This window comes from Pseudomonas alloputida (assembly GCF_021283545.2).
Lineage (GTDB): Bacteria > Pseudomonadota > Gammaproteobacteria > Pseudomonadales > Pseudomonadaceae > Aquipseudomonas > Aquipseudomonas alloputida.
Window position 1 is genome coordinate 3,956,606 of record NZ_CP128540.1, and the last position, 18,078, is coordinate 3,974,683.

General features: G+C 59.1%; 22 protein-coding genes. 4 read left to right on the top strand and 18 right to left on the bottom strand.

From position 1 onward, the window contains the following. Positions 1–34: 34 nt before the first annotated feature. On the bottom strand, positions 35–520 hold the full coding sequence (locus LU682_RS18110) for a DUF2165 domain-containing protein (RefSeq protein ID WP_049587645.1): 486 nt from the start codon (positions 518–520) through the stop codon (positions 35–37). Positions 521–891: 371 nt separating this feature from the next. Between LU682_RS18110 and LU682_RS18115 the strand changes: the two genes are divergently transcribed. After that, entirely contained in the window at positions 892–1,929 is a 1,038-nt protein-coding gene (locus LU682_RS18115) for a sensor domain-containing diguanylate cyclase (RefSeq protein WP_010953439.1), read from the top strand. A gap of 204 nt (positions 1,930–2,133) precedes the next feature. Here LU682_RS18115 and LU682_RS18120 read toward each other — a convergent pair whose 3' ends face one another. The 4 genes from LU682_RS18120 to LU682_RS18135 form a co-directional block, all read right to left on the bottom strand. Beyond that, positions 2,134–2,652, bottom strand: coding sequence for a DUF1993 domain-containing protein (locus tag LU682_RS18120; protein WP_049587643.1), 519 nt, complete (start codon positions 2,650–2,652; stop codon positions 2,134–2,136). A gap of 142 nt (positions 2,653–2,794) precedes the next feature. Next, entirely contained in the window at positions 2,795–3,007 is a 213-nt protein-coding gene (locus tag LU682_RS18125) for a hypothetical protein (RefSeq protein WP_061405625.1), read from the bottom strand. Then, positions 3,004–3,213, bottom strand: coding sequence for a tautomerase family protein (locus LU682_RS18130; RefSeq protein WP_010953438.1), 210 nt, complete (start codon positions 3,211–3,213; stop codon positions 3,004–3,006). The genes LU682_RS18125 and LU682_RS18130 overlap by 4 nt, the downstream gene beginning before the upstream one ends. 69 nt (positions 3,214–3,282) lie before the next feature. Further along, positions 3,283–4,014, bottom strand: a complete 732-nt coding sequence (locus LU682_RS18135) for an SDR family NAD(P)-dependent oxidoreductase (protein WP_060495487.1) — start codon at positions 4,012–4,014, stop codon at positions 3,283–3,285. Positions 4,015–4,127: 113 nt separating this feature from the next. Between LU682_RS18135 and LU682_RS18140 the strand changes: the two genes are divergently transcribed. Continuing rightward, positions 4,128–5,054, top strand: a complete 927-nt coding sequence (locus LU682_RS18140) for a LysR family transcriptional regulator (RefSeq protein WP_010953436.1) — start codon at positions 4,128–4,130, stop codon at positions 5,052–5,054. Between the two features lie 499 nt (positions 5,055–5,553). Here the strand turns inward: LU682_RS18140 and LU682_RS18145 are convergent, their stop codons facing one another. From LU682_RS18145 to LU682_RS18170, 6 genes are all read right to left on the bottom strand, one after another. Then, a complete protein-coding gene (locus tag LU682_RS18145) occupies positions 5,554–5,853 on the bottom strand; it encodes a hypothetical protein (protein ID WP_020193597.1) in 300 nt (99 codons plus the stop codon). Next, positions 5,850–6,143: a hypothetical protein gene (locus tag LU682_RS18150; RefSeq protein ID WP_060495488.1), complete on the bottom strand. Its 294-nt coding sequence runs from the start codon at positions 6,141–6,143 to the stop codon at positions 5,850–5,852. The genes LU682_RS18145 and LU682_RS18150 overlap by 4 nt, the downstream gene beginning before the upstream one ends. 73 nt (positions 6,144–6,216) lie before the next feature. After that, a complete protein-coding gene (locus LU682_RS18155) occupies positions 6,217–6,441 on the bottom strand; it encodes a hypothetical protein (protein WP_060495495.1) in 225 nt (74 codons plus the stop codon). Between the two features lie 202 nt (positions 6,442–6,643). Then, complete coding sequence (locus tag LU682_RS18160) at positions 6,644–8,092, bottom strand: sialidase family protein (RefSeq protein ID WP_177342815.1); 1,449 nt, start codon at positions 8,090–8,092, stop codon at positions 6,644–6,646. Positions 8,093–8,236: 144 nt separating this feature from the next. Continuing rightward, a complete protein-coding gene (locus tag LU682_RS18165) occupies positions 8,237–8,773 on the bottom strand; it encodes a DUF2514 family protein (RefSeq protein WP_060495490.1) in 537 nt (178 codons plus the stop codon). Then, positions 8,770–9,258 carry a glycoside hydrolase family 24 protein gene (locus LU682_RS18170; RefSeq protein WP_054830735.1) on the bottom strand — a complete coding sequence of 163 codons (489 nt, stop codon included), beginning with the start codon at positions 9,256–9,258 and terminating at the stop codon, positions 8,770–8,772. The genes LU682_RS18165 and LU682_RS18170 overlap by 4 nt, the downstream gene beginning before the upstream one ends. Before the next feature lie 365 nt (positions 9,259–9,623). Here LU682_RS18170 and LU682_RS18175 point away from each other — a divergent pair, with 365 nt between their 5' ends. Next, positions 9,624–9,983 (top strand): YceK/YidQ family lipoprotein, encoded by a 360-nt coding sequence (locus tag LU682_RS18175; protein WP_060495491.1) that lies wholly within the window; start codon positions 9,624–9,626, stop codon positions 9,981–9,983. Positions 9,984–10,061: 78 nt separating this feature from the next. On the opposite strand, the gene LU682_RS18180 is transcribed toward LU682_RS18175, so the two are convergent. The 5 genes from LU682_RS18180 to LU682_RS18200 are packed head-to-tail and all read right to left on the bottom strand — an operon-like array spanning position 10,062 to position 17,164. Beyond that, complete coding sequence (locus tag LU682_RS18180; RefSeq protein WP_232856814.1) at positions 10,062–12,740, bottom strand: hypothetical protein; 2,679 nt, start codon at positions 12,738–12,740, stop codon at positions 10,062–10,064. Positions 12,741–12,796: 56 nt separating this feature from the next. Further along, complete coding sequence (locus LU682_RS18185) at positions 12,797–15,853, bottom strand: host specificity factor TipJ family phage tail protein (RefSeq protein ID WP_232856825.1); 3,057 nt, start codon at positions 15,851–15,853, stop codon at positions 12,797–12,799. Beyond that, positions 15,850–16,227 carry a hypothetical protein gene (locus tag LU682_RS18190; protein WP_232856827.1) on the bottom strand — a complete coding sequence of 126 codons (378 nt, stop codon included), beginning with the start codon at positions 16,225–16,227 and terminating at the stop codon, positions 15,850–15,852. Before LU682_RS18190 ends, LU682_RS18185 begins: the two co-directional genes overlap by 4 nt. Before the next feature lie 2 nt (positions 16,228–16,229). Further along, positions 16,230–16,715: a DUF1833 family protein gene (locus LU682_RS18195; RefSeq protein ID WP_029885997.1), complete on the bottom strand. Its 486-nt coding sequence runs from the start codon at positions 16,713–16,715 to the stop codon at positions 16,230–16,232. Then, positions 16,712–17,164: a transposase gene (locus LU682_RS18200; protein ID WP_223625695.1), complete on the bottom strand. Its 453-nt coding sequence runs from the start codon at positions 17,162–17,164 to the stop codon at positions 16,712–16,714. The genes LU682_RS18195 and LU682_RS18200 overlap by 4 nt, the downstream gene beginning before the upstream one ends. Before the next feature lie 134 nt (positions 17,165–17,298). Between LU682_RS18200 and LU682_RS18205 the strand changes: the two genes are divergently transcribed. After that, a complete protein-coding gene (locus LU682_RS18205; protein ID WP_064614191.1) occupies positions 17,299–17,514 on the top strand; it encodes a hypothetical protein in 216 nt (71 codons plus the stop codon). Here LU682_RS18205 and LU682_RS18210 read toward each other — a convergent pair. Continuing rightward, entirely contained in the window at positions 17,502–17,924 is a 423-nt protein-coding gene (locus LU682_RS18210) for a hypothetical protein (RefSeq protein ID WP_232856829.1), read from the bottom strand. The genes LU682_RS18205 and LU682_RS18210 overlap by 13 nt on opposite strands. A 16-nt stretch (positions 17,925–17,940) precedes the next feature. Then, positions 17,941–18,072 (bottom strand): hypothetical protein, encoded by a 132-nt coding sequence (locus LU682_RS18215; protein WP_269805819.1) that lies wholly within the window; start codon positions 18,070–18,072, stop codon positions 17,941–17,943. Positions 18,073–18,078: the final 6 nt, after the last annotated feature.

Below are 18,078 nucleotides of genomic sequence, written 5' to 3' on the forward strand. Positions count from 1 at the left end.
TTTAACTGAAATGCTCCAAGCTTCCCTGGGCCGTTCAACTCCAGCGGACATTCAGTACGACGAAGTGCAGCAGGATCCAGACCATCAACAGCAGATGGGTCAGTTGCAACCCTTCCTGGCGGATCCAGTAGCCGAACCATATCCCGCCCAGCAGCATCGCGAACAGGAACCCGAGCGCTGCGCTCAAGGCCAGGTTCAACCAGGGCCGCGCCACCTCCAGGCCAGCGCCAAGCAGCAGTTCATAGCACCCGACCCAGGCCGCGAGAGCGGCGGCTGCCTGTGTCAGCACTATGATCGACAAGGCCAAGCGATGGATGGCGTGAGAGGTCATCGCTCGCACCAGCAGAGGGAGGCTGATTGCGGGAGGTTGGGCCAGCGGCGCCATCGACATGGTCTCCCCGATCGCCCCGGCTGAGCTGGCAAAGGCATGCAAGTTGTTGATCAGGCTGATACTCAGCCACAGGCTCAAGCCAATGCAGCAGGTGATCTGGAAAATCAGCAGTGAAGTCGGAGTGTCCATTCCGGGTCCTTTGTGAGTTCGTTTCCGAAAGCAGCGAGAGCGTCTGGACGCCACTCTAAAACCTTGACTTAACTCGAGGTCAATACCGGATTTCCAATAAGGCAGGCAGGGGCGACAACCTCAGCCGTTTGTTCAAGCCGTCTGTAGGTCTGAGAAGTTTGTCGAGGTCTTGGGCGACCGACCGAGCCGCGCCGATCAACGCCGCAGGTATACCCACTGGAGGATCCGGGATAGAGCCAACCGGTTTGCTATGCTCTCTATTCCGGCTGGCCTGGCCTGAAGGCGCCGAGCGTGTGCGGCATTGGTCAAGATGCTTGAGAATTTTCTATCCGCATTTGTGAAAAAAAGAACCAAGGAGTGGAGTAACAGACATGCCAGCTTGTCCCCTACCCGCTGATGAAGCACTTCGTCAGCGCACACTTGATGATATGGACTTGGTCGATACGCCGGCCGAGCATTATCTTGATACCTTGGTACGACTCACCCAAGAACTAGCCCAGGTGGAGACCGTTCTGATCAGCCTAATCGATCAGGATCGGCAGTGGTTCAAGGCTCGAATCGGTATCGAGGTAAGCGAGACGAAGCGCAATGTGTCCTTTTGCGGCTACGCGATTCTCGGTGAAGATACCTTGATGGTTTCCGACGCCAGGTGCGATTCACGCTTCGAGGACAATCCCCTCGTGCTGAACCCACCCTATATCCGGTTCTATGCGGGCCACCCGTTACGTGCCTCAAATGGCAAAGCCATTGGCACCCTGTGCATGTTCGATCCTCGGCCGCGGAAGCTCAGCGACGCGCAACAGGCTAATTTTCGGGACTTAGCCACGCTCACCGAGGGTTATTTGCAACTGCGGAGCCTAGCTCAGGTCAATCACGCTCTGCGTGTTGAAATGGATCGCGGGCAGCGCAGGGCTTTGCTTGATCCTTTGACACAACTATGGAACCGCGGGGCGTTGGCAGCATTTCAGAACCGAGAACTTCGTTTGGCTGAGGAGCGAGGTTTACAGCTAGGTGCCGTCTACGCAGACCTCGACCGTTTCAAATCGGTCAATGACGAGCATGGCCACGATGCCGGCGATAAAGTGCTCTGCGAGTGCGCCCGCCGCCTGCGGGCTACGCTGCGGCCAGATGACCTGCTGGTACGCCAGGGAGGAGAGGAATTCGTAGCCTTGCTACGGGTTAAAGATAGCCAAGAATTGGCGCAGATTGCGGAGCGCTTGCGTCAGTCAATCGGCAGCGCGCCGTTTCTGTTACCCGGCGGCCCTCGGAAGATGACCATGAGCATTGGGTGCGCCCTGCTCACCCAGGGTGAGCAGATTGATGATGCAATAAAGCGCGCTGACGGCGGTCTCTATGCGGCCAAACATGGTGGACGTGACCAAGTTGTCTATGTGCCAGCGTTATCCTGAGGAAGTTAAGATCTCCGGATCCGGGAGGGTACGCATCACATTCGGCTGAGTTACCAATTTGCCTGATCAGCTCGCTTTCAACTGATCGCCGCCCCTTATTGCAACCAGGGGCGGGAATGGCGTCCACATCGCTGGACAAACAAACTGCGACCGCCCCGAGTGGCGAGCGCGGCACAGTTGCTTAGCGCCCACCTCGTGCAGGATTCACTGTCGCAGATAGGCGAACATGTGCTGCACGTAATCGGCCTTTCCGAGCGGAACGCCGTTGTGACGCAGAATGTTATAGGCCGTGACTAGATGAAAGTAGAACTGTGGCGTAACCCAATTGACTGCGTACTCACTGCCAGTCATATCGAACGTGATGTTATTGGGTAGCTCGATTGCGAGCTTGAGGTCTGCTGCTGCATCTATCGCTGCGGCATCAGCAGTATCCAGTAGTCGTAACGTTCGCTCAATCAGAGCCTTCGCTGATGCAATGTCCTCTGGCGGCGAGAGCGTCTCAAGCGGCTGATGTGTAAGCCGCTGAACCGCCTCCTGTGCTTGGACGCACGCGTATTGAACCTGCCGAGCAAGATTGTGCATGTCAGGCGCTAGCCGAGACTCAAGCAAGATTATCGGATCGTAGCCCCCTTCAAGCGCGCAGGACTCTCCCTTGGACAACAGTGCCGATAGGGTCCGTAACATTTGGGCGAAACAGGGGATGGTGATTGCATGGATGGACATATCTCTTCCCTAAGTAGTTATTCGACATGGAGACAAGCGATCAACATTCAATACTCTGGCCAGCGTGCTGAATCCTAGCAGACAACTGCATCTCCCCCCGCCAACAGCATATTTTCTGGACCAAGTTCTTTCAGATAGCGATCTAAACCAGCGACCGACGCCAGTGGCCTTGTGCTTGGGTAACATTTTCCAATCCGTCGGACTTCAACACACCAGCATCACCCATACCGCCTTCGTCACGGGCCTGGATGTATTGCTCATGGCGGTCTTCAAGTGGATTCTCCTTCGCAAGCGTGTCGAGCCAAGGCCGCCCTGGAGGCGCTGATTCGCGCCGCCGGGGCAGTTCGGAACTCATCCCTGAGTTTCTTTGCTGCGGTACTCGGTGGTGGTCATGCCGGCGTAGCCCCAGTTATCGGTGTCGACCTCCTCGATCACGATATGGGTGAGCTCAGGTTTCTTTCCGAGCACTCGCTGCAAGGTCTCTGTGATTTCCTTGATGACCTGGGCTTTCTGATCACGGGTGACGCCGTCGCGAGTGATGCGGACGCTGACGAAGGGCATGGTATTACTCCTATGGGGTGGGGAAATGAGGGCAAGGAGGCGGGATGCCTCCCCGTTACGTTCAGCCTATTACCATTTGCCGACACTCATACCGCCGTCGACCGGCAACACCACGCCCGTGGTGAACCCGGCGTTGGCCAGGTAAAGCACGGCGTCGGCAATGTCGCTGACGCGGCCGATGTGTCCGGCCGGTTGCAGACCGTTGAGGAAGTCGAAGCTGGCCGGATCGTGCATCGGCGTCTCGATGATGCCGGGAGCCACCGCGTTAACCTGGATGTTGTACGACGACAGCTCCAGCGCCAGGGCGCGGGTGACCTGGTTGAGGCCCCCCTTGATCAGCACCGGCAGGGCGGCGGGCACGGCGATGTTGGGTTGCAGCGCCACGGCAGCAGTGATGTTGATGATGTGACCCTGGCGCCGCTCGATCATGTGCGCGGCGGCGGCCTGGGAGGCGTAGACCACGCCCTTGAGGTTGGTCTCCAGCATGCCTTGGATGTCTTCCGGGCTGTATTCGATGAAGGGTTTGGGCAGGAAGAAGCCAGCGTTGTTGACCAACACGTCGACCTGGCCGAAGGCGTCGATGCTGGCCTGAATCAGGCGGCGGGCGGTTTCAGGCTTGGCGATGTCGCCGGCCACGCCGATGAAGGCGGGGCTGTCCAGTTGTGCCTTGCCCTCGGCGAGGCGTCCGGCGGAGCGGGCATTGCCGACCACATTGAAGCCACTGGCGAGGAAAGCCTTGGCCAGGCCGAAGCCGATGCCGCTGGAGGCGCCGGTGATCACTACCGTTTTGCTGTTGCTCATGTCGTTTCTCCCAATCAGGTGACGCAGAAGAGCGCCGTTGGGAGGACTATATTTTTGCTTTAGATAAGGATAAATATGGCAGCGAGAACTTCAGTTGATACATGGTGTAATCAATGCAGCGGCATTTCGACGACGTCCTACTCGGCAGCATCGAGCTGTTCTGCCTGGCGGCGGAGCTGGGCAGCTTCACCGCGGCCGCTCTCGCGGCGGGCGTGACGCCGGCAGCGGTCAGTCGCTCGATCAGCCGCCTGGAAGAGCGCTTGGGCTCCAGACTGTTCGTCCGTACCACCCGCAGCATCCGTCTGACCGAGGGCGGGCGAGGCTACTACGAACAGTGTCGTCAGGCGCTGACCCAGCTGGTGGAGGCCGAACGGGTGGTGACCGGGCAGCAGCAGGAGCCTTCGGGCACACTGCGCATCAGCCTGCCCACGACCTACGGGCACCACCGCATCCTGCCGCTGCTGCCCGAGTTTCGACGGCGCTACCCGAAGGTGCAGGTCGACATCCACCTGGGCAACCGCAACATCGACTTTGTCGGCGAGGGCTACGACCTGGCCATCCGCGTGCGTGCACAGCCGGATTCGACCCTGATCGCCCGGCCGCTGGAAGACGCCCGGCTGGTGGTGGTGGCCACTCCAGATTACTTGGAACACGCAGGCGCGCCGCAGAGCCTTGAAGAACTGGCGCAGCATGACTGCATCCAGTTCGAACTGCCCAGCAGCGGTCGGCGCATCGCCTGGCTGTTCGACGAGGAGGGCCGCGAGCGGGAAGTCCTCACCGAGGGCGGCTACGTCTGCTCGGACGACGTGCTCGGTGGCGTGACCTTGGCCAAGCACGGCGCGGGACTGTTCCAGACCTACCGCTTCATCGTCGAGCGCGAGCTGGCCGAGGGCTCGCTGGTCGAGGTGCTGCGGCCCTTCGCTGGCCGCTCGCGGCCGTTCACCCTGCTGTATCCCCAAGGCCGACACATGCCGTTGCGCCTGCGGGCCTTCGTCGACTTCATCATGGACAAGCGGCGCCACTGGGCCGCTGGCAGCTGAGGGGGCGTATCACTCTGTGTCAGTGCCATGGTGGATGCGGCGCCGATGGGCCAGCCTGTAGTTGGCCTTGGGCCGATGTGCGGTTTAGCACATGTCGGCCCAGCACCGGGCCGAGCCGGTGGCATGGATGGACTCACGCTGCTACGCGCAAGGGCTAGGTCACCCAGGTACGGGTCGAGCTGTTGCAAGCACAGTGCCGGCAGGGGTAAAACCCTGAGAAGTGACGCAAAAGTCACGCACATGAAAAAGGCCACTCCTTTCGGAAATGGCCTAAGTCATTGAAATATATGGTCGGGACGGAGTGATTCGAACACTCGACCCCTTGCACCCCATGCGTGCAGGACACACCTAAAGCCTTACGGATCAAGGCCTTGAGCGGGCGCTCGCTGCAAACGGTGCCGCACTGTGCAATACCAGATTTCACCATCCCCCGAAAATCTCCCCACGGGCTTCGGCCTGCATCCGGCGTTCTGCCGACCGATTCCCTTCCTTTATATGGCTACTCACAGCTGGCCGGTTTTCCGGAACCCTTGATCACCTGGTACCCGGCATGGTGGTCAGTCTCGTAACCCCCGAAGAGACCGATAGCCCAAGCCTCTTCGTGCTCCATCAGCGCCCATACCCTGCCCGCCTCGGCAAGCTCGAGCATGTCGACCAGGTTCTCCGAATTAACTTCATGCCGGCGGTGAGCGGCATAGGCCATTTCATCGAGCACAGCGGCGCGGCCGTCTGGATCGGTTATCAAAGAGAACTGGTCGTTCAGCTCATCCAGCCATGCTTTCGGTATCCCGGCCATCATTCTGCCCTGCACCACCAAGACTGGGCGTACAGAACGCCATCGATCTCCTCTACCCCGTTGATGTTGATGCCGAGCTGAGCCATGCCGTTGACCTTGGCATCGTGCAGCCGCGGGATGATGTCCGGCCCAGGCGACGGGTTGAACACCCAGGCCTGTGTCGATACACGGCCCAGTGGCTCGCTGTGGTGGTCACCAATGTGGATGTCGGCCCGGATGGGTGTGATCTTGCCGAGCTGATTCGTAGGGATGGCCACGCCATTCACGCGGCGGCGAACGAGGAGGAAGTACATAGAGCACCAATACTGCATGGATAAACAGTATCGTATAGTCGGGATCGGTCGCGGGCAATTGCCGATCAGCGGATCAGTGAAGAGGCGGCAAATCCTTTCCCCGAGCCTTGGCGATGACGCGGAGCTGGTAATCGGACACCACCTGGAACAGCGACTCAGCCAGTACACGCAAGCGCTCGATCTCCTCCGCCGACGCGCCACGATTCTGGGCTTGGTGATACTCCCGCATAGCGTCGACAGCCTGCTGAATCAGCGGCTCGCCGGCCTCAACCATCCCTATGAAGGTGCGCTTGTCCAAAATGCGATGCCCTGTCCAGTTGATGGGCTGAGTATAGGACCGGATCTGCTGGTGACTCGAGGATGTCGGGCTGATATTATCTCGCCACGCTAGCTTGCCATTCATAGGGACCAAGCTAGCTAGAAGCCCTGGACGCCAGCATCCAGGGCTTCGTTTTTTGTGTGGCCAGTCGATCCGGGCCGCATAGATTTACTGCTGATCCTTAGTGATTTTCTGGATCGCTGATAACTCTGACAGAAGGCGTGCTTTTTCCAGAGATGATCTCATTCTCATTGAACTTGGCGATGCGAATCTGTTTGTGAGAATCACGACCGTTATCGTAGATGATAAGTATCTCACCATCATCACCGAAACTGACAACCGGATACGAAACCTGAATAGAAGAATCTGGCTCGATAATTTTTTTATACCGGTATGTAGCTCCATCGTCATCGGAGAGACCAACTGTCAGTGTTCCTCGCACAAGATCATTGTTCCAGCAAAGTAGAAGGAGTCCGGAGGGAGTCCTGCCTAGCCACGCACGCGACGAAGAGCTCGGAGCGGTCACCGTGTAATCCTGCCAAGGCGTCCAGGTCCTCATTAGGTCGCGACTGACGGAATACTGCATTTGTGAGTTGGAACCCAACGATCTTAGCAGAGCTAAAACACTTCCATCGGACCGCTGCACGAACTCAGTTTCAAAGAAACCACTGTACTGGCCGTTGTTGTTAGGCGGAAGCTGAGAAACATGTTTAATTTTCTGGCTTTGCCAATCCAGTTCGTAAATATGCGGCCCTACATGATCCATGTATGCTGGAGGATATTCAGAAGAGAAGCGCCAGCCATCTATTGCTATGTACCACTTATCTTCGATCTTGACTGGCCGGCGCGGATCACCGTAGTAAGACAAACGGAATGGCTCGCCCCATTTGGGGTCCTCAGCATTGGGATCGTCACAAATAACTACCCATGCTCCACCAACACCATCGTAGAGCTTGTTGTCTCCCAGGACGCCATAGAAGAGCCAAAGACGGCCCTTGGGATCTGTCCAGAGCATTGGATCTACAATCTGGTTTCCTGGATGGCTAGGCGAGTACGTCAGGTATCCGTACTCTTTAACGCTCTCGCCGCCGTTATCCGAGTAGGCCAGCACCGCGAAGTTTCCTGGCCCTTCGGCTGCATGGGTATTGTCAGCACGCCATGCGGTCCAGTATCGGCTAGGACCGGTTCTGGCGATTGTGGCCGTCGCCTGGTACGCACGATCAGCTAGCCGGTAGAAAGGGTCGTCCGTGTTTCGCTCGATACGCGCCGGGGAATCCACAAAGACGCGTGCCGGCCGCTGATCGAAGCTGGAAAGGATATCGGATTCTGTCGTGCCCTGACTCTTGGCCCTATCCCCTCCCGGCGCAAGCGGGTCATTTTTCGCTAAATACAATGGAGCGCTCCCGCTGGCAGGCGAGCTATGGACGTCGAGGGTATCCCGATGGTCTGGACGACCTATAGCCCCTTCGAAAACATCTGCGTTCTTTCGAGGCTCCACATTCAAGACCCAGCGGCTGAGCTCGGTATCGAATCGCGCAAGCTCCTTATCACCCACGATAACAGCTGATGCTCCCAATACCGCTTTCGACACCTGAGTGATAGGCAGTCCGTCCATCAGTTTCTTCCTCATCCTAGGATCCCAGTATTTCAAGATACTACGGAACATCACCGTCCTGCCTAATACGCGTGCGGAAACTGGCGCTAGGAAGCTGATGAAGACGTAGTACAGGTCGTAGTACTTCTATGGCACCGCTTAATCAGACTGGTTCCGCGACTATCGCCCGCTCAGATAGTCGTACTCCTTGGCGCACTGGTCTCCCGCTATCTTGGCTCGGTCATACGCCTTCGCCAACTGTCCCGCTCGAGCATCAGCCCGTGCGAGCAGGTCGGAGAGCACCATGGCGGCGCGGGTGGCTGTCTCGCCTCTGGCGACAGCGGCGGTATCCGTGCCGGCGCAACTGACGGAAGCGACGAGATTTTCGGCGTCGCGCTGCAACCGCTGGCCAGCAGCATCGGCGCCAGCAGCGCCATTATCAGCAATCTTTCGTGCTTTCTGGGCATGGGCTCTTGCCTCCTCCTGCGCCTCGGCGCGTCGTTGTTCTTCCTGCCTGGCTTGGGCTGCGGCGCGGCGGTCGCGCTCGGAAACCTCCAGGCGGTAATCGGCCAGGGTCTTTTCTGTCTTGGCGGTTTCCGCACGCGCATCAGACGCAGCCCCATCAGCCACCGCCACCCGGTACTGCTGCCCGCCGGTGACAAGCACCAGGGCGATCAGCCACCAGCACCAGGCCGGTACCACGCTGAGCCAGTTCATGCGAGCGCCCCTCCGAGCTTCTGCCACTGAGCCAGCAGCGCGCCCAAGGCTTTGGGGTTCTGGTCATAGTTGTTGCCCGGGAAACTGGCCCATTCGTTAGCGCACTTGGCTATTGCCTCGCGGATCTTTCCATCCTTGATCAACTGCAGCGCACCACGCTCGCCCAATCGCTTGATGGCTGCCAAGTCCTGCGCCTCTGGCGTGAAGCGCCCCTTGAATCCGTAGCGCTTCACCAGTTCGTCCCACGTACCGGCAAGAAACTGGTAGCGGCCTGCCGCGCTACTGGTGATCGACTTGCCATTGGAGAGCCGGGTGATCTTCTGGCGAGGGTGATCGGCATACCCATGAAACAGGCCTTTGCCGAACAGGACGTTGTACCCGTCGTCGCTACCCTTCACGGCTTGGGTGCCTTCGGCGAAGGCGATCAGATCCAGAAACCGGAGCACGTTCGCGCCTCCGGCCTGAGATTCGGTGAGTCTGGCCATTTTTTCTCCAGGCAAAAAGAAGCCCGCACGAGGCGGGCATGGATGTGTCTTCTGTGATACTTAGTCGTCCAATCTGTATTAACCGATGCACGAGGCTGGCTATGAAAAACGGATTTTTTGCAGTTGGAATAGTGACTTGCTTGCTTACCGGATGCTCCCACTTCTCCAACAGCTCTTATGGGAGCCCTACTAGTCCTCACAAGATCGCGTGCGATGCCTCCCCGCCGAATCAACCAGGCTGTTACAACCGCCAGCACCAAGAAGGCATTCTCAACAAACTGGTGGATTCCATTCGTGACGGACGTTGATGGCTGCTCTAGCCTTCACAGTAATGGGCTTCGAGGTCAGCGAGACAGGAGGCTGATATGAGGTTGTGGATAGGATGTGCGCTGGCGGTAGCACTGAGCGGGTGCGGGACGATGCGCACTGTGTCTAATGAAGAAAAGGCCGTGGACGACCTAGCGAAATGGGATTCCTACTGCCCAGAGATCCCTCGGATTTATAGCGGCGTTGCGTATCAGTTTTGCAACTTAACTGGGCCGGAAAGAACGGGAGTACATTCAGATCCATACGCAATCCTGATCGATATGGCAGCGTCTGGCATTGCTGATACCGTTGTGCTGCCCTACACCAGTTATCAGCAATACAAGCACGGCAATATGGTGATTCCGAGCTTCAGCCCGAAGATGCTTCAAGAACCGGCTCAGTCAGGCAACTCACAATGACAGTAGCCTCGCAGCTGCAATCCTTCAGAACCTGAGTTATGCAGATCTGCTTGGCGGGCTCAACGATCAGCAGGCCTGTCAGGCTGCAGCTGCTTCCATCAGCATTTTTTCGAGTGCAATCAGGTTGTCGCCAGACAGCGCAGACTCGAAGGCGACAAAGGCGTTGGACGACATGGCCCGCGATACGACAGATGTCGAGGCACCGGCTACTCGGATAGCGCCCATATTCACCTCAGGCATCAGGCCAAGGGTTTTCACAGTTTCGTTGGTGATCGACCACATTTCAGCCCCGTTGTAACGGATGCTGATCTTCCCTGCGGCTCGGTCGTAGATGAGCACGAATGCGGTCAGTTTCGCGGCGCTGAGCTTCTGCGGCCAAGCGGCAGAGGTGACCTCTGAAACGGTGATGGGCCCGATGTTGACCGTAATCGCCCCTGATCCGCCGGCGTTGGAGTAGATAACCCACGGTGCCGGGTTGTCAGTGGTCAGGCCCTGGGTGATGCTCCCGAGCCCAATGTGCAGGTCGCACACCAGGCCGATGGTAAAGGAGCCGGCAGTGTTGAACGAGGCCATGGTCAATGCTTGGGCCAGCGCATTCACCTTGTAGCCTTTCTTGCCGTTGATCATCGTCACGAAGTCTCGGATACAGCCGCGACGCCCAGACCCGTTTTGTGGAGAGCTGAGGGAAGGCTGTAGGGCGTAGGTCAACACGGTCCCAGCGGTGACGGCGGCAGCGGTTCCAATCACCAAGGTTGCTCCATCGGCGCCAACTGCGATCGAGGTGATGGTTCCCGAAGAGAGCAGAAACCCAGCATTTCCGGGGTCCTTTACCGTCTCGGTATCGATCACCAGTCCTCCAATCGGCCCGGGAGTTCCGGCATTGCCATTGGGCAGGTTGTTCATTTTGAGTGTGATGGTTGAGCCCGACACCGAAGCCGAAAGCACCTTCAGCGGCTGCCACTTGCCGCTGACCTGGGTCAGTCGTTCCGCGCGGGCCTCCAGTTCGCCCATCTTGGCGTAGCCTTCGGCAAGCATGTGGTAGGTATCGAAATAGCCATAGGCATACTTCGGCCCGACCATAACGATGTTCGGGTTATCGTTATGGGCCTGCAGCTGAGCCAGCGGAATAGCCGGAATGGTTCCGGTTTCGCCGGTCAGCATCTGGGATATGAACGCGACCGGTGGAACAGCCTGACCAGTAATCGCGACGATGTCGGTACGATAGTCGCTGATCCACTCGGCCAGCATCGCCACGTACTCGGCCTGGGTGGTGCTGACCTGGCTCTCGCCGTGAACGATCGACAGGCTCGGTACTTGGTAATCCCACCCATTGGCGTCCGCGATAGCCTTGGCTGCGGTGACGTGGGCAATTGCGTTGGTGTAGGTGGTCGTCCCCTTCTTCAGGCCGGCATACGCGGTACCACCAAGAGCCGAGATGCTGTAGAGCATCCGCGGATCGATGGATGATGTGCGTTCATGCCAGCGGCGGTAAGCCAGCATGTAGGAAGACGCCGGGGTCTCGGCTTCCACACCAGCAGCATATTCGCGGATGGGGTCAAACTCAGTTGCGCCTACCCACGACGTTGGCCGTGGACCGCCCGGCAGGGTGAACAGCTTGTCGGAATAACCGGCCAAAGTGTATGGCGTAAACAGCCGGCCAGTCTTTCCGTCGATAACGATGTTGCCGTTCGGGTCAAGTATGACGCCACGAGAGCCCCGGGCGAGAGACTGTCCGGTGACCAGCTTGTGGAACAGAACATTGCCGTCGCGGAGGACTCGCCCATCTTTGGTGATGGAGTGAGGTTGCGGGGCGCTGCCGGTGGACTTGAGCGCCTTCACCATGTCGAAGGCTACGGCCTGGGCCGCCAGCCAGGTGCCAACCGAGGTCAACTGAGTGGAGCCAAGCGGGTCATATTTCCAAATCTGGCCATCAGCTACGCCAGCCATAACCTGTGGCGAAGGCTTCTGGTTCTGCTCTTCGATCAGCTTCGCGTCATAGCTGGAGCTTGGCGTGATACCCGAGGACTGCGCCCCAGATTGCATCATCACCGACGATCCAGACATCACCAAGGTGTCGGCGGTGAAGTTTTTGCTGCGAGGGCGCAGCAGTGGAATCATGGGCAGAATCGGGGTGCTTCCGAGCATTACGTTTGCGCCTCGTCGATCTTGAGGGCCTCGTGGGGCTTTCTGGTCGATACCAAACAGGACCTGGGCGCCGTTGGCACCAAAGATCAGAGGCGCATTACCGGTTCTTTTCCCGCGCGGTCTAACCTGCACGCTGACCTGCTTCCGGAGCGCCTCGACAGTGGCGCTCATGGCCGGCTGATCCGCTAGCCGCATCCAACTGTGGGTTCCGGCATCCCACTGATACCAACCGTTCTTAGTAGTGTCAGGGTCGCTGCCAACAATGCCGACAATGCCGTCGTACTTCGGAATGACAGCCTGAAGCTCGGCCAGAGTGTCCTTGTGCAAAGTGTTGAAATCGTCGCCAAGGTTGGCTGCGGTTTCCTGCATCTCCTCTATGGCTGCATCCGCCGTCGAGTTAACGGCCTCCTTGGCAGCCTCGACAGTGGGGTCTATCTGGGCCTTAGCGTCGATAACAATATTGTGAAATGCCTGAACCGTGTATCGATCTCGCTCGAAACGATCTTTGGCAGTTTCCTCCAAGCTGTTCATGAGCTCGTCGAGGATGAGTGCGTTATCGTTCAGGTCCCGCGGGTCATTGCTAGGTGCCGGGTTGTTTGTGTTGTGGCGCATGGGATCTCCGGGCAAAAAAAGGCCCGCACTGGGCGGGCTTGCTCGACAGGGTCCGGTCAGACCGGCGGGAGTTGATCGTCATAGGTATAAACGCGGGCGTCGTAGGGCATGCCCTTCATCGCGACGTTGCCGTCTTTCCCTGGATCTGAGCTGGTGATCAACGTCGGGTAAGCCCAGCGAGCGGTGGGTCCGAACAGGATATGTGGCGGCTCAAGCGGGCCATCCACCACTGGCGTGAAATCTAGGGCGTCCACCCGCAACGTGTACTGGTCCACCTGTGTGGCGGTCCAGGGACCAGATAGCGTGCCGTCTAGCTTGCGCACGCCGACGCGGTGCTCACCTCCGGCGCTAAAGTCCATTGGCTCCGAACTGTGCAGAAGAGTGCCCGACCCGGTTACAGTGAAGTCCAGCAGGATCGCACTCTGGCAACGCTTAGGTGCATCGTCTGCAACGGCTGCGAAGCTCAGGTAGCCGCTGTTGCTGCCGTCCATCTCGGTTTCCCAGGTGTAGATGTCGGTCCGGAACTTCTGGTGGCCACGCCGGCGCATGCCGACCCTCCAGGCCCTGGTCCTGTCGCTGACGCCCGGCATCTTGATCTTCTCGACCTTGGTACCCAAGTCACCGGGCCAACGGCACTCGACCGTCTCCCACGCCCAGGTGGTGCGAGAGAAGAACTCCACATCCACCCCGTCGAAGTCGTTGATCGACGGCATGGCGCCGCTGATCTTCAGCATCTTGGTCATGTTCTGTGGTGAGTAGGTCTGCGTCTTTGGGCCGTAGCTCACATCGAACGCAGCGCGGGCACTGTCACGAACCGGGCGCAGCAGGCCCCGGAAAGTCACAAGTTCCGCGAAGCCGCAGGCCAGAGCGTTGTTCACCATGTCCTTGACAGTGATCGTCGAATCCAACGTCTCATCGTAGGTGTCGCCCCTGGCCACGCATAGATTATGGAATGCATGCCACTCCGGAAGATCGAGGTCGTCATTGGTATAGCCTCGCTGCTTCAGCTGGTGGATGCACCATGGGGCGATATCCCGTGTCGGGCCCTTGCTTGCGTCCATCAATGGGATAATGCAGGTGGCCTCCACATTGACCTGGCTTTCAGACTGGGCTGATAACCTATCCCCTCCCCTGATGTTGCAAGTCATCACAGTCAGGCCGGGATAGCGTGTTGGAGAGTTCAGCATGCGCCCACGCAGGTCTGTCCAAGTAGCGTCATCCCGGGCTTCATCGTTGATTCTGCCAGGACGATCTTTGTACAGCTTCCGCACGCGAGCCTCGGGCCTCATGGCATAGGGAAGAAAAATCCGCTCGGTGAAGCCTTGGGCATCGAGCGATCCGCCAAATTTCTCAAGCTCAATAACCGTCCAGTCCCCTGCAACATCCATGTCGCGGTACTCGAACACGTAGTAGGTCGGGATCTCGTAAATCTGCCCTTCCCGGCCGATACCCGCCAGGCCATTGGCGTAGGTGACCGTCCATTCCAGCTCGGTCACCTTCTCGTTTTCAGGGCAGCAGGCGAACGGGCCGCGGTACCCGCCCTGCAGGTTCGAGGCGTCCAGCGTGATCAGGCCATTGACCGTCTGCATGTTGTTGAAGCCAGGCCAGCCTGCATCGGTCGAGCCCGACGAGGTAAGCCGGTCCACCTCGATGAGGCTGGTGCTGAAGGATGTGATCCGATACCGGAGCCCGCGCGGGCCGATGGTAGCCAGGCCCTGACCCAGCGCAAGCCCAACCACAGGCGCGCCGCCGTCGTAGTCCAACGTCATTTCAGCTGGCTGCTCAGGGATTGCGCTGGTCGTGGCCGCCCCTGTCGATCCCGCGGGAGAAGATCCCAGGATGGTTGATGCACCGGTCGCAGTGATGGCTTGGCCAGCAAACGGGGTCAGCTCGACGAAGCGCAGGCGCCCGCTGCTTTGCTGTGCCTGGAATGGCTTGCCGCTGAGCTGGGTGTTCAGTTCAGAAACCAGGCCGGTGAGGTCGGTGGTCGCCGTATTGAGCGTAATCGAGTACGAAGAACCGCCACGAACCAGGCTGAAAGTCAGTGGCGTTACGTTGAAGTCATACCGAGTTGGCGCGACCGATCCGGTCAGCGTGGACGCGGTACCAGGGTTTGCCGGAACGCCCGGGCTGTATGGCGTGTAGCTGTTCACCACATACAGGCCCGCATTCGCCCCGGCCACCTCGATGAGCATGCCCGCCGTTGGGTTCAGCATTTCCAGCGGGCCACGGATGATGTCGCGCCCGGCGCCGCCGTCGATCACCGTGTAGGTGTATGGCGAAAGCACGCGGATGATGATCCCGCTCGACCAGTCGGCCGGGAACTGGCCTGAGCCGGCCGGCACGCTGATGGTGTCGCCAACGAACTGGTAGGCGGAGGCCGTGGCCGAACGGGTTAGCTCGGTAGCCATCGTCAGCTCCAGGCCGGCCGAACCGCTCGAGCTTGCCCCCACCTCTGGCACATTGAACCAGTTGATGTGGGCCGGATCTGCCGAAAGGTCAGCGCCTGGCGGGTAGATCGTGAACGAAGCGTCGGCGCCCAAGGAAATCAACGGGGTTTCGCCCACCTTCACCTTGGTCAATGGAACTTCGTATTCGCCCTCACCGATGTACAGCAGCATTTCAACGCGCTGGTCACGCGGCGCTACGTGATATCGGCGCGGCTGGGTCAGATACGACGGGTAGACCCGCTGGTGGCCGGCGATCTGGCGTACCGGCTCGCCGAGCTTGACCTTGTTGCCCTTGGCGCTGGCTTCGGTCAGGGGGTCACCCTGCTGGGTGCCGGCGCTGGATGGCATGCCGGGCATCTTGGGCATGATCGACTTCAGCACTGCCTTGGCGCCCTTGAACAGGGCAAAGGTGATGGAGAATGGATCGGTGCCCTTGGGCTCGCGGTAGATCTGCAGCAGGTCAGCGGGCTTGAACTTCACCTTGTGCCACAGGTGCTGCTCGATCACCTCGTCATTGAGCACTACGCTTATAGGCGGGCTTTCCCGGCGTTCGTACGACGGAGCGAGCGACTTCAGCCACTCCTCGATCGACATGCGGCGGTCGGTCTTCCAGGTGCCCAGCGGCGCCGTGTTGCTCAGCTTGTTCGGGTAAAATTCGATCATCGGTAATACACCACCCTTGGGTGAGCGGCCTCGAACTCGCCAGTCGTCCGGAGGCAGGCGCCGCCGGGGTTTGTGTCCAGCACCTTCAGACGGCCCTCGCTTTCAACCACCACGCCTACGTGCAGGCACAGCGCGCCGCGGAACACGGCGGCGATCGCGCCAGGTTCCGGGGCGCACTCCTCCATGCCCTGCCGCAGGTCGTGATAGGCCTCGGTGTTGGCCCTGAGCTTGTTCTTGCCCACGGCACCGAGGCTTGGCAGCAGCGGCAGGCCGAACAGCTCATGGCGCACCGCGATGCACATCCCCCAGCAATCGAAGGCAAAAGGCCCCCGTGCACCCTCGCGATACGGGGCGCGCATGAATTTTTCGATCATGGTCAGATGTACTTCAGGCCGGGAGCCAAGGTAGTGGTCAGCACGGTGCGCAGACCGTTGGTGTTGAGCAGGTCGAAAAAGCCGGCGGTGAGCTGAGCGATATCGGTGTCGGTGTCGTACTCCCGACTGAGCAGTGTCATTCGGTATCGCTCGTGGGGGAACGAAAGGTCTTCAGCCAAGTACCTGCGCACAGTGATGATGAATCGCTTACCGCCTTCCTTGCTGGCCTCGATTACCTCCTGAACCTCGCCGGTGACGTTATCCAGGCCCATGACGATATTCTGGAATCCGCTGTTGTCGTTCTTCGGCAGGGCATAGTCCATGGCCATCGCCGTGAAGGTCAGCGTCCGCCCGTCTTCCGTCGTGCAGGTCCGATCTTCGTAACCAGCACAGTAGAGATGGGAGACTTCGCTCCCAAGCTCCCTGCCCTCCACGGTATCCACCAGTTCGCCTCTGCCCGAGGCGTAGCACTCCTCGATCAGGCTCATGCTTCAGGCCACTCCCTATTGATCGCCAAGTCGATGATTTCTTTGCCCAGCCAGTACTGCGGGAACTGCTCCCAGCCATCTGGAATCAGTGGTCGCTCCTTCAGCTGGACCACTGCCGAGTAGCGCCAGCGGGTTATCTGCGTCAGGTCCGGCCCTGCAGGGATGCTTTTGAAGTGGGCCTGGTAGGTCGTGAAACCAGCCGGTGTCTGCAACTGGATCTCGAACCACTCCATCCCGTTGTTGATGGTGCGGGCATACCAGGCCTCGAACAGGCCTGCCTCCTCCTGGCTGAAGTTGAAGTTGAAACGCACCTCGGTCGGGACGTAGCGGTGCCGAACCCGGTACCGCGTCCGCCCGGTGACCATTTGCGTGGCCCGCATCGGATCAACCGTGCTCAGGCCATACCCCTCCTGCAGAGGAAGTGGCAATTCTGCCGGGTATTGAATCATTGCCGTTCCTCGTCAAGGGCATGGCCTAGATAGCAATGTGATGGCTATCTGACCTATGCTCGACCGCCTCCGCTTCCTGGGCGTGAGGGCCCAGCAAGGGAAGTGGGGTTTCATAGGTGAATAAGGAGAGAAACATGACCGGACGACACAGCGTCGCCAGAGACGAACTGAACAAGTTCAAAACGCTACTTGGCCAATACGGGGAACTTGACTCCAAGGATGAGCGGTGCAACGCCTTCCTTCATCAGGCTCTTGGACGCCTGGGCTTTGCGATCGATCTCATCCTGAAGGACATCGAGCGCATCAATGACGAACGTGCTTGCGCACAATCAGGAGGTCAGGAGGGCTGACAAATCTCGGCGCTTGGCCCCGCCTTGCGCCGAACCTTGATGGACGCGTCATCTCGCACGTCACGGCTTTCCTGAATCGACTTGCGAGCACGAACGTGCACGAGGCCTTTGCTTTCGACCTGAATTCCGTGCTCGCTGCTGTCAAGTGACTGTTGAGTCCACGAGCCCTTGAATGCAGGCGCCCAATCAGAACCGTTCTGAGACGTTTCTACTTCGACCTCGGACGTGGCTGGCAAGATCTCGCCATCTCGGGTGATGGTTGCCAGCCCCCACTGGAAGCACACGCCCAAATCAAGCTCAGCCAAATCGACCGGTTCACCGCCGGTGATCTCGACCCAGTCTTCATCCAAGAGGAATGACATCGCCCGGCCGGCCGGGAATTTGGTTGCTGCAACCGCTTGCTGTTCCATGTGTATCTCCTGATTTTTAGGTGAGAGGGCTTAGGCCCAGCGCTTCCTCGAGTCGAGCCAGGCGGCGTTGCAGCAGCTGCTCTTTCTCGTCGAGAGGCTCTGGGGCCTGGTCGCCCCGCTGTTCTTCCTGATCTTCTGTGTCAGCCACGGTGAT

What these genes read in the sequence shown, in the direction of transcription:
- LU682_RS18145 (WP_020193597.1), bottom strand. Translation starts at nt 5,853, where the DNA reads ATGATGGCCGGGATACCGAAAGCATGGCTGGATGAGCTGAACGACCAG.
- LU682_RS18190 (WP_232856827.1), bottom strand. Translation starts at nt 16,227, where the DNA reads ATGATCGAAAAATTCATGCGCGCCCCGTATCGCGAGGGTGCACGGGGG.
- LU682_RS18165 (WP_060495490.1), bottom strand. Translation starts at nt 8,773, where the DNA reads ATGAACTGGCTCAGCGTGGTACCGGCCTGGTGCTGGTGGCTGATCGCC.
- LU682_RS18195 (WP_029885997.1), bottom strand. Translation starts at nt 16,715, where the DNA reads ATGAGCCTGATCGAGGAGTGCTACGCCTCGGGCAGAGGCGAACTGGTG.
- LU682_RS18150 (WP_060495488.1), bottom strand. Translation starts at nt 6,143, where the DNA reads ATGTACTTCCTCCTCGTTCGCCGCCGCGTGAATGGCGTGGCCATCCCT.
- LU682_RS18140 (WP_010953436.1), top strand. Translation starts at nt 4,128, where the DNA reads ATGCAGCGGCATTTCGACGACGTCCTACTCGGCAGCATCGAGCTGTTC.
- LU682_RS18210 (WP_232856829.1), bottom strand. Translation starts at nt 17,924, where the DNA reads ATGGAACAGCAAGCGGTTGCAGCAACCAAATTCCCGGCCGGCCGGGCG.
- LU682_RS18120 (WP_049587643.1), bottom strand. Translation starts at nt 2,652, where the DNA reads ATGTCCATCCATGCAATCACCATCCCCTGTTTCGCCCAAATGTTACGG.
- LU682_RS18115 (WP_010953439.1), top strand. Translation starts at nt 892, where the DNA reads ATGCCAGCTTGTCCCCTACCCGCTGATGAAGCACTTCGTCAGCGCACA.
- LU682_RS18125 (WP_061405625.1), bottom strand. Translation starts at nt 3,007, where the DNA reads ATGAGTTCCGAACTGCCCCGGCGGCGCGAATCAGCGCCTCCAGGGCGG.
- LU682_RS18200 (WP_223625695.1), bottom strand. Translation starts at nt 17,164, where the DNA reads ATGATTCAATACCCGGCAGAATTGCCACTTCCTCTGCAGGAGGGGTAT.
- LU682_RS18135 (WP_060495487.1), bottom strand. Translation starts at nt 4,014, where the DNA reads ATGAGCAACAGCAAAACGGTAGTGATCACCGGCGCCTCCAGCGGCATC.
- LU682_RS18170 (WP_054830735.1), bottom strand. Translation starts at nt 9,258, where the DNA reads ATGGCCAGACTCACCGAATCTCAGGCCGGAGGCGCGAACGTGCTCCGG.
- LU682_RS18110 (WP_049587645.1), bottom strand. Translation starts at nt 520, where the DNA reads ATGGACACTCCGACTTCACTGCTGATTTTCCAGATCACCTGCTGCATT.
- LU682_RS18160 (WP_177342815.1), bottom strand. Translation starts at nt 8,092, where the DNA reads ATGAGGAAGAAACTGATGGACGGACTGCCTATCACTCAGGTGTCGAAA.
- LU682_RS18185 (WP_232856825.1), bottom strand. Translation starts at nt 15,853, where the DNA reads ATGATCGAATTTTACCCGAACAAGCTGAGCAACACGGCGCCGCTGGGC.
- LU682_RS18180 (WP_232856814.1), bottom strand. Translation starts at nt 12,740, where the DNA reads ATGCGCCACAACACAAACAACCCGGCACCTAGCAATGACCCGCGGGAC.
- LU682_RS18130 (WP_010953438.1), bottom strand. Translation starts at nt 3,213, where the DNA reads ATGCCCTTCGTCAGCGTCCGCATCACTCGCGACGGCGTCACCCGTGAT.
- LU682_RS18205 (WP_064614191.1), top strand. Translation starts at nt 17,299, where the DNA reads ATGACCGGACGACACAGCGTCGCCAGAGACGAACTGAACAAGTTCAAA.
- LU682_RS18175 (WP_060495491.1), top strand. Translation starts at nt 9,624, where the DNA reads ATGAGGTTGTGGATAGGATGTGCGCTGGCGGTAGCACTGAGCGGGTGC.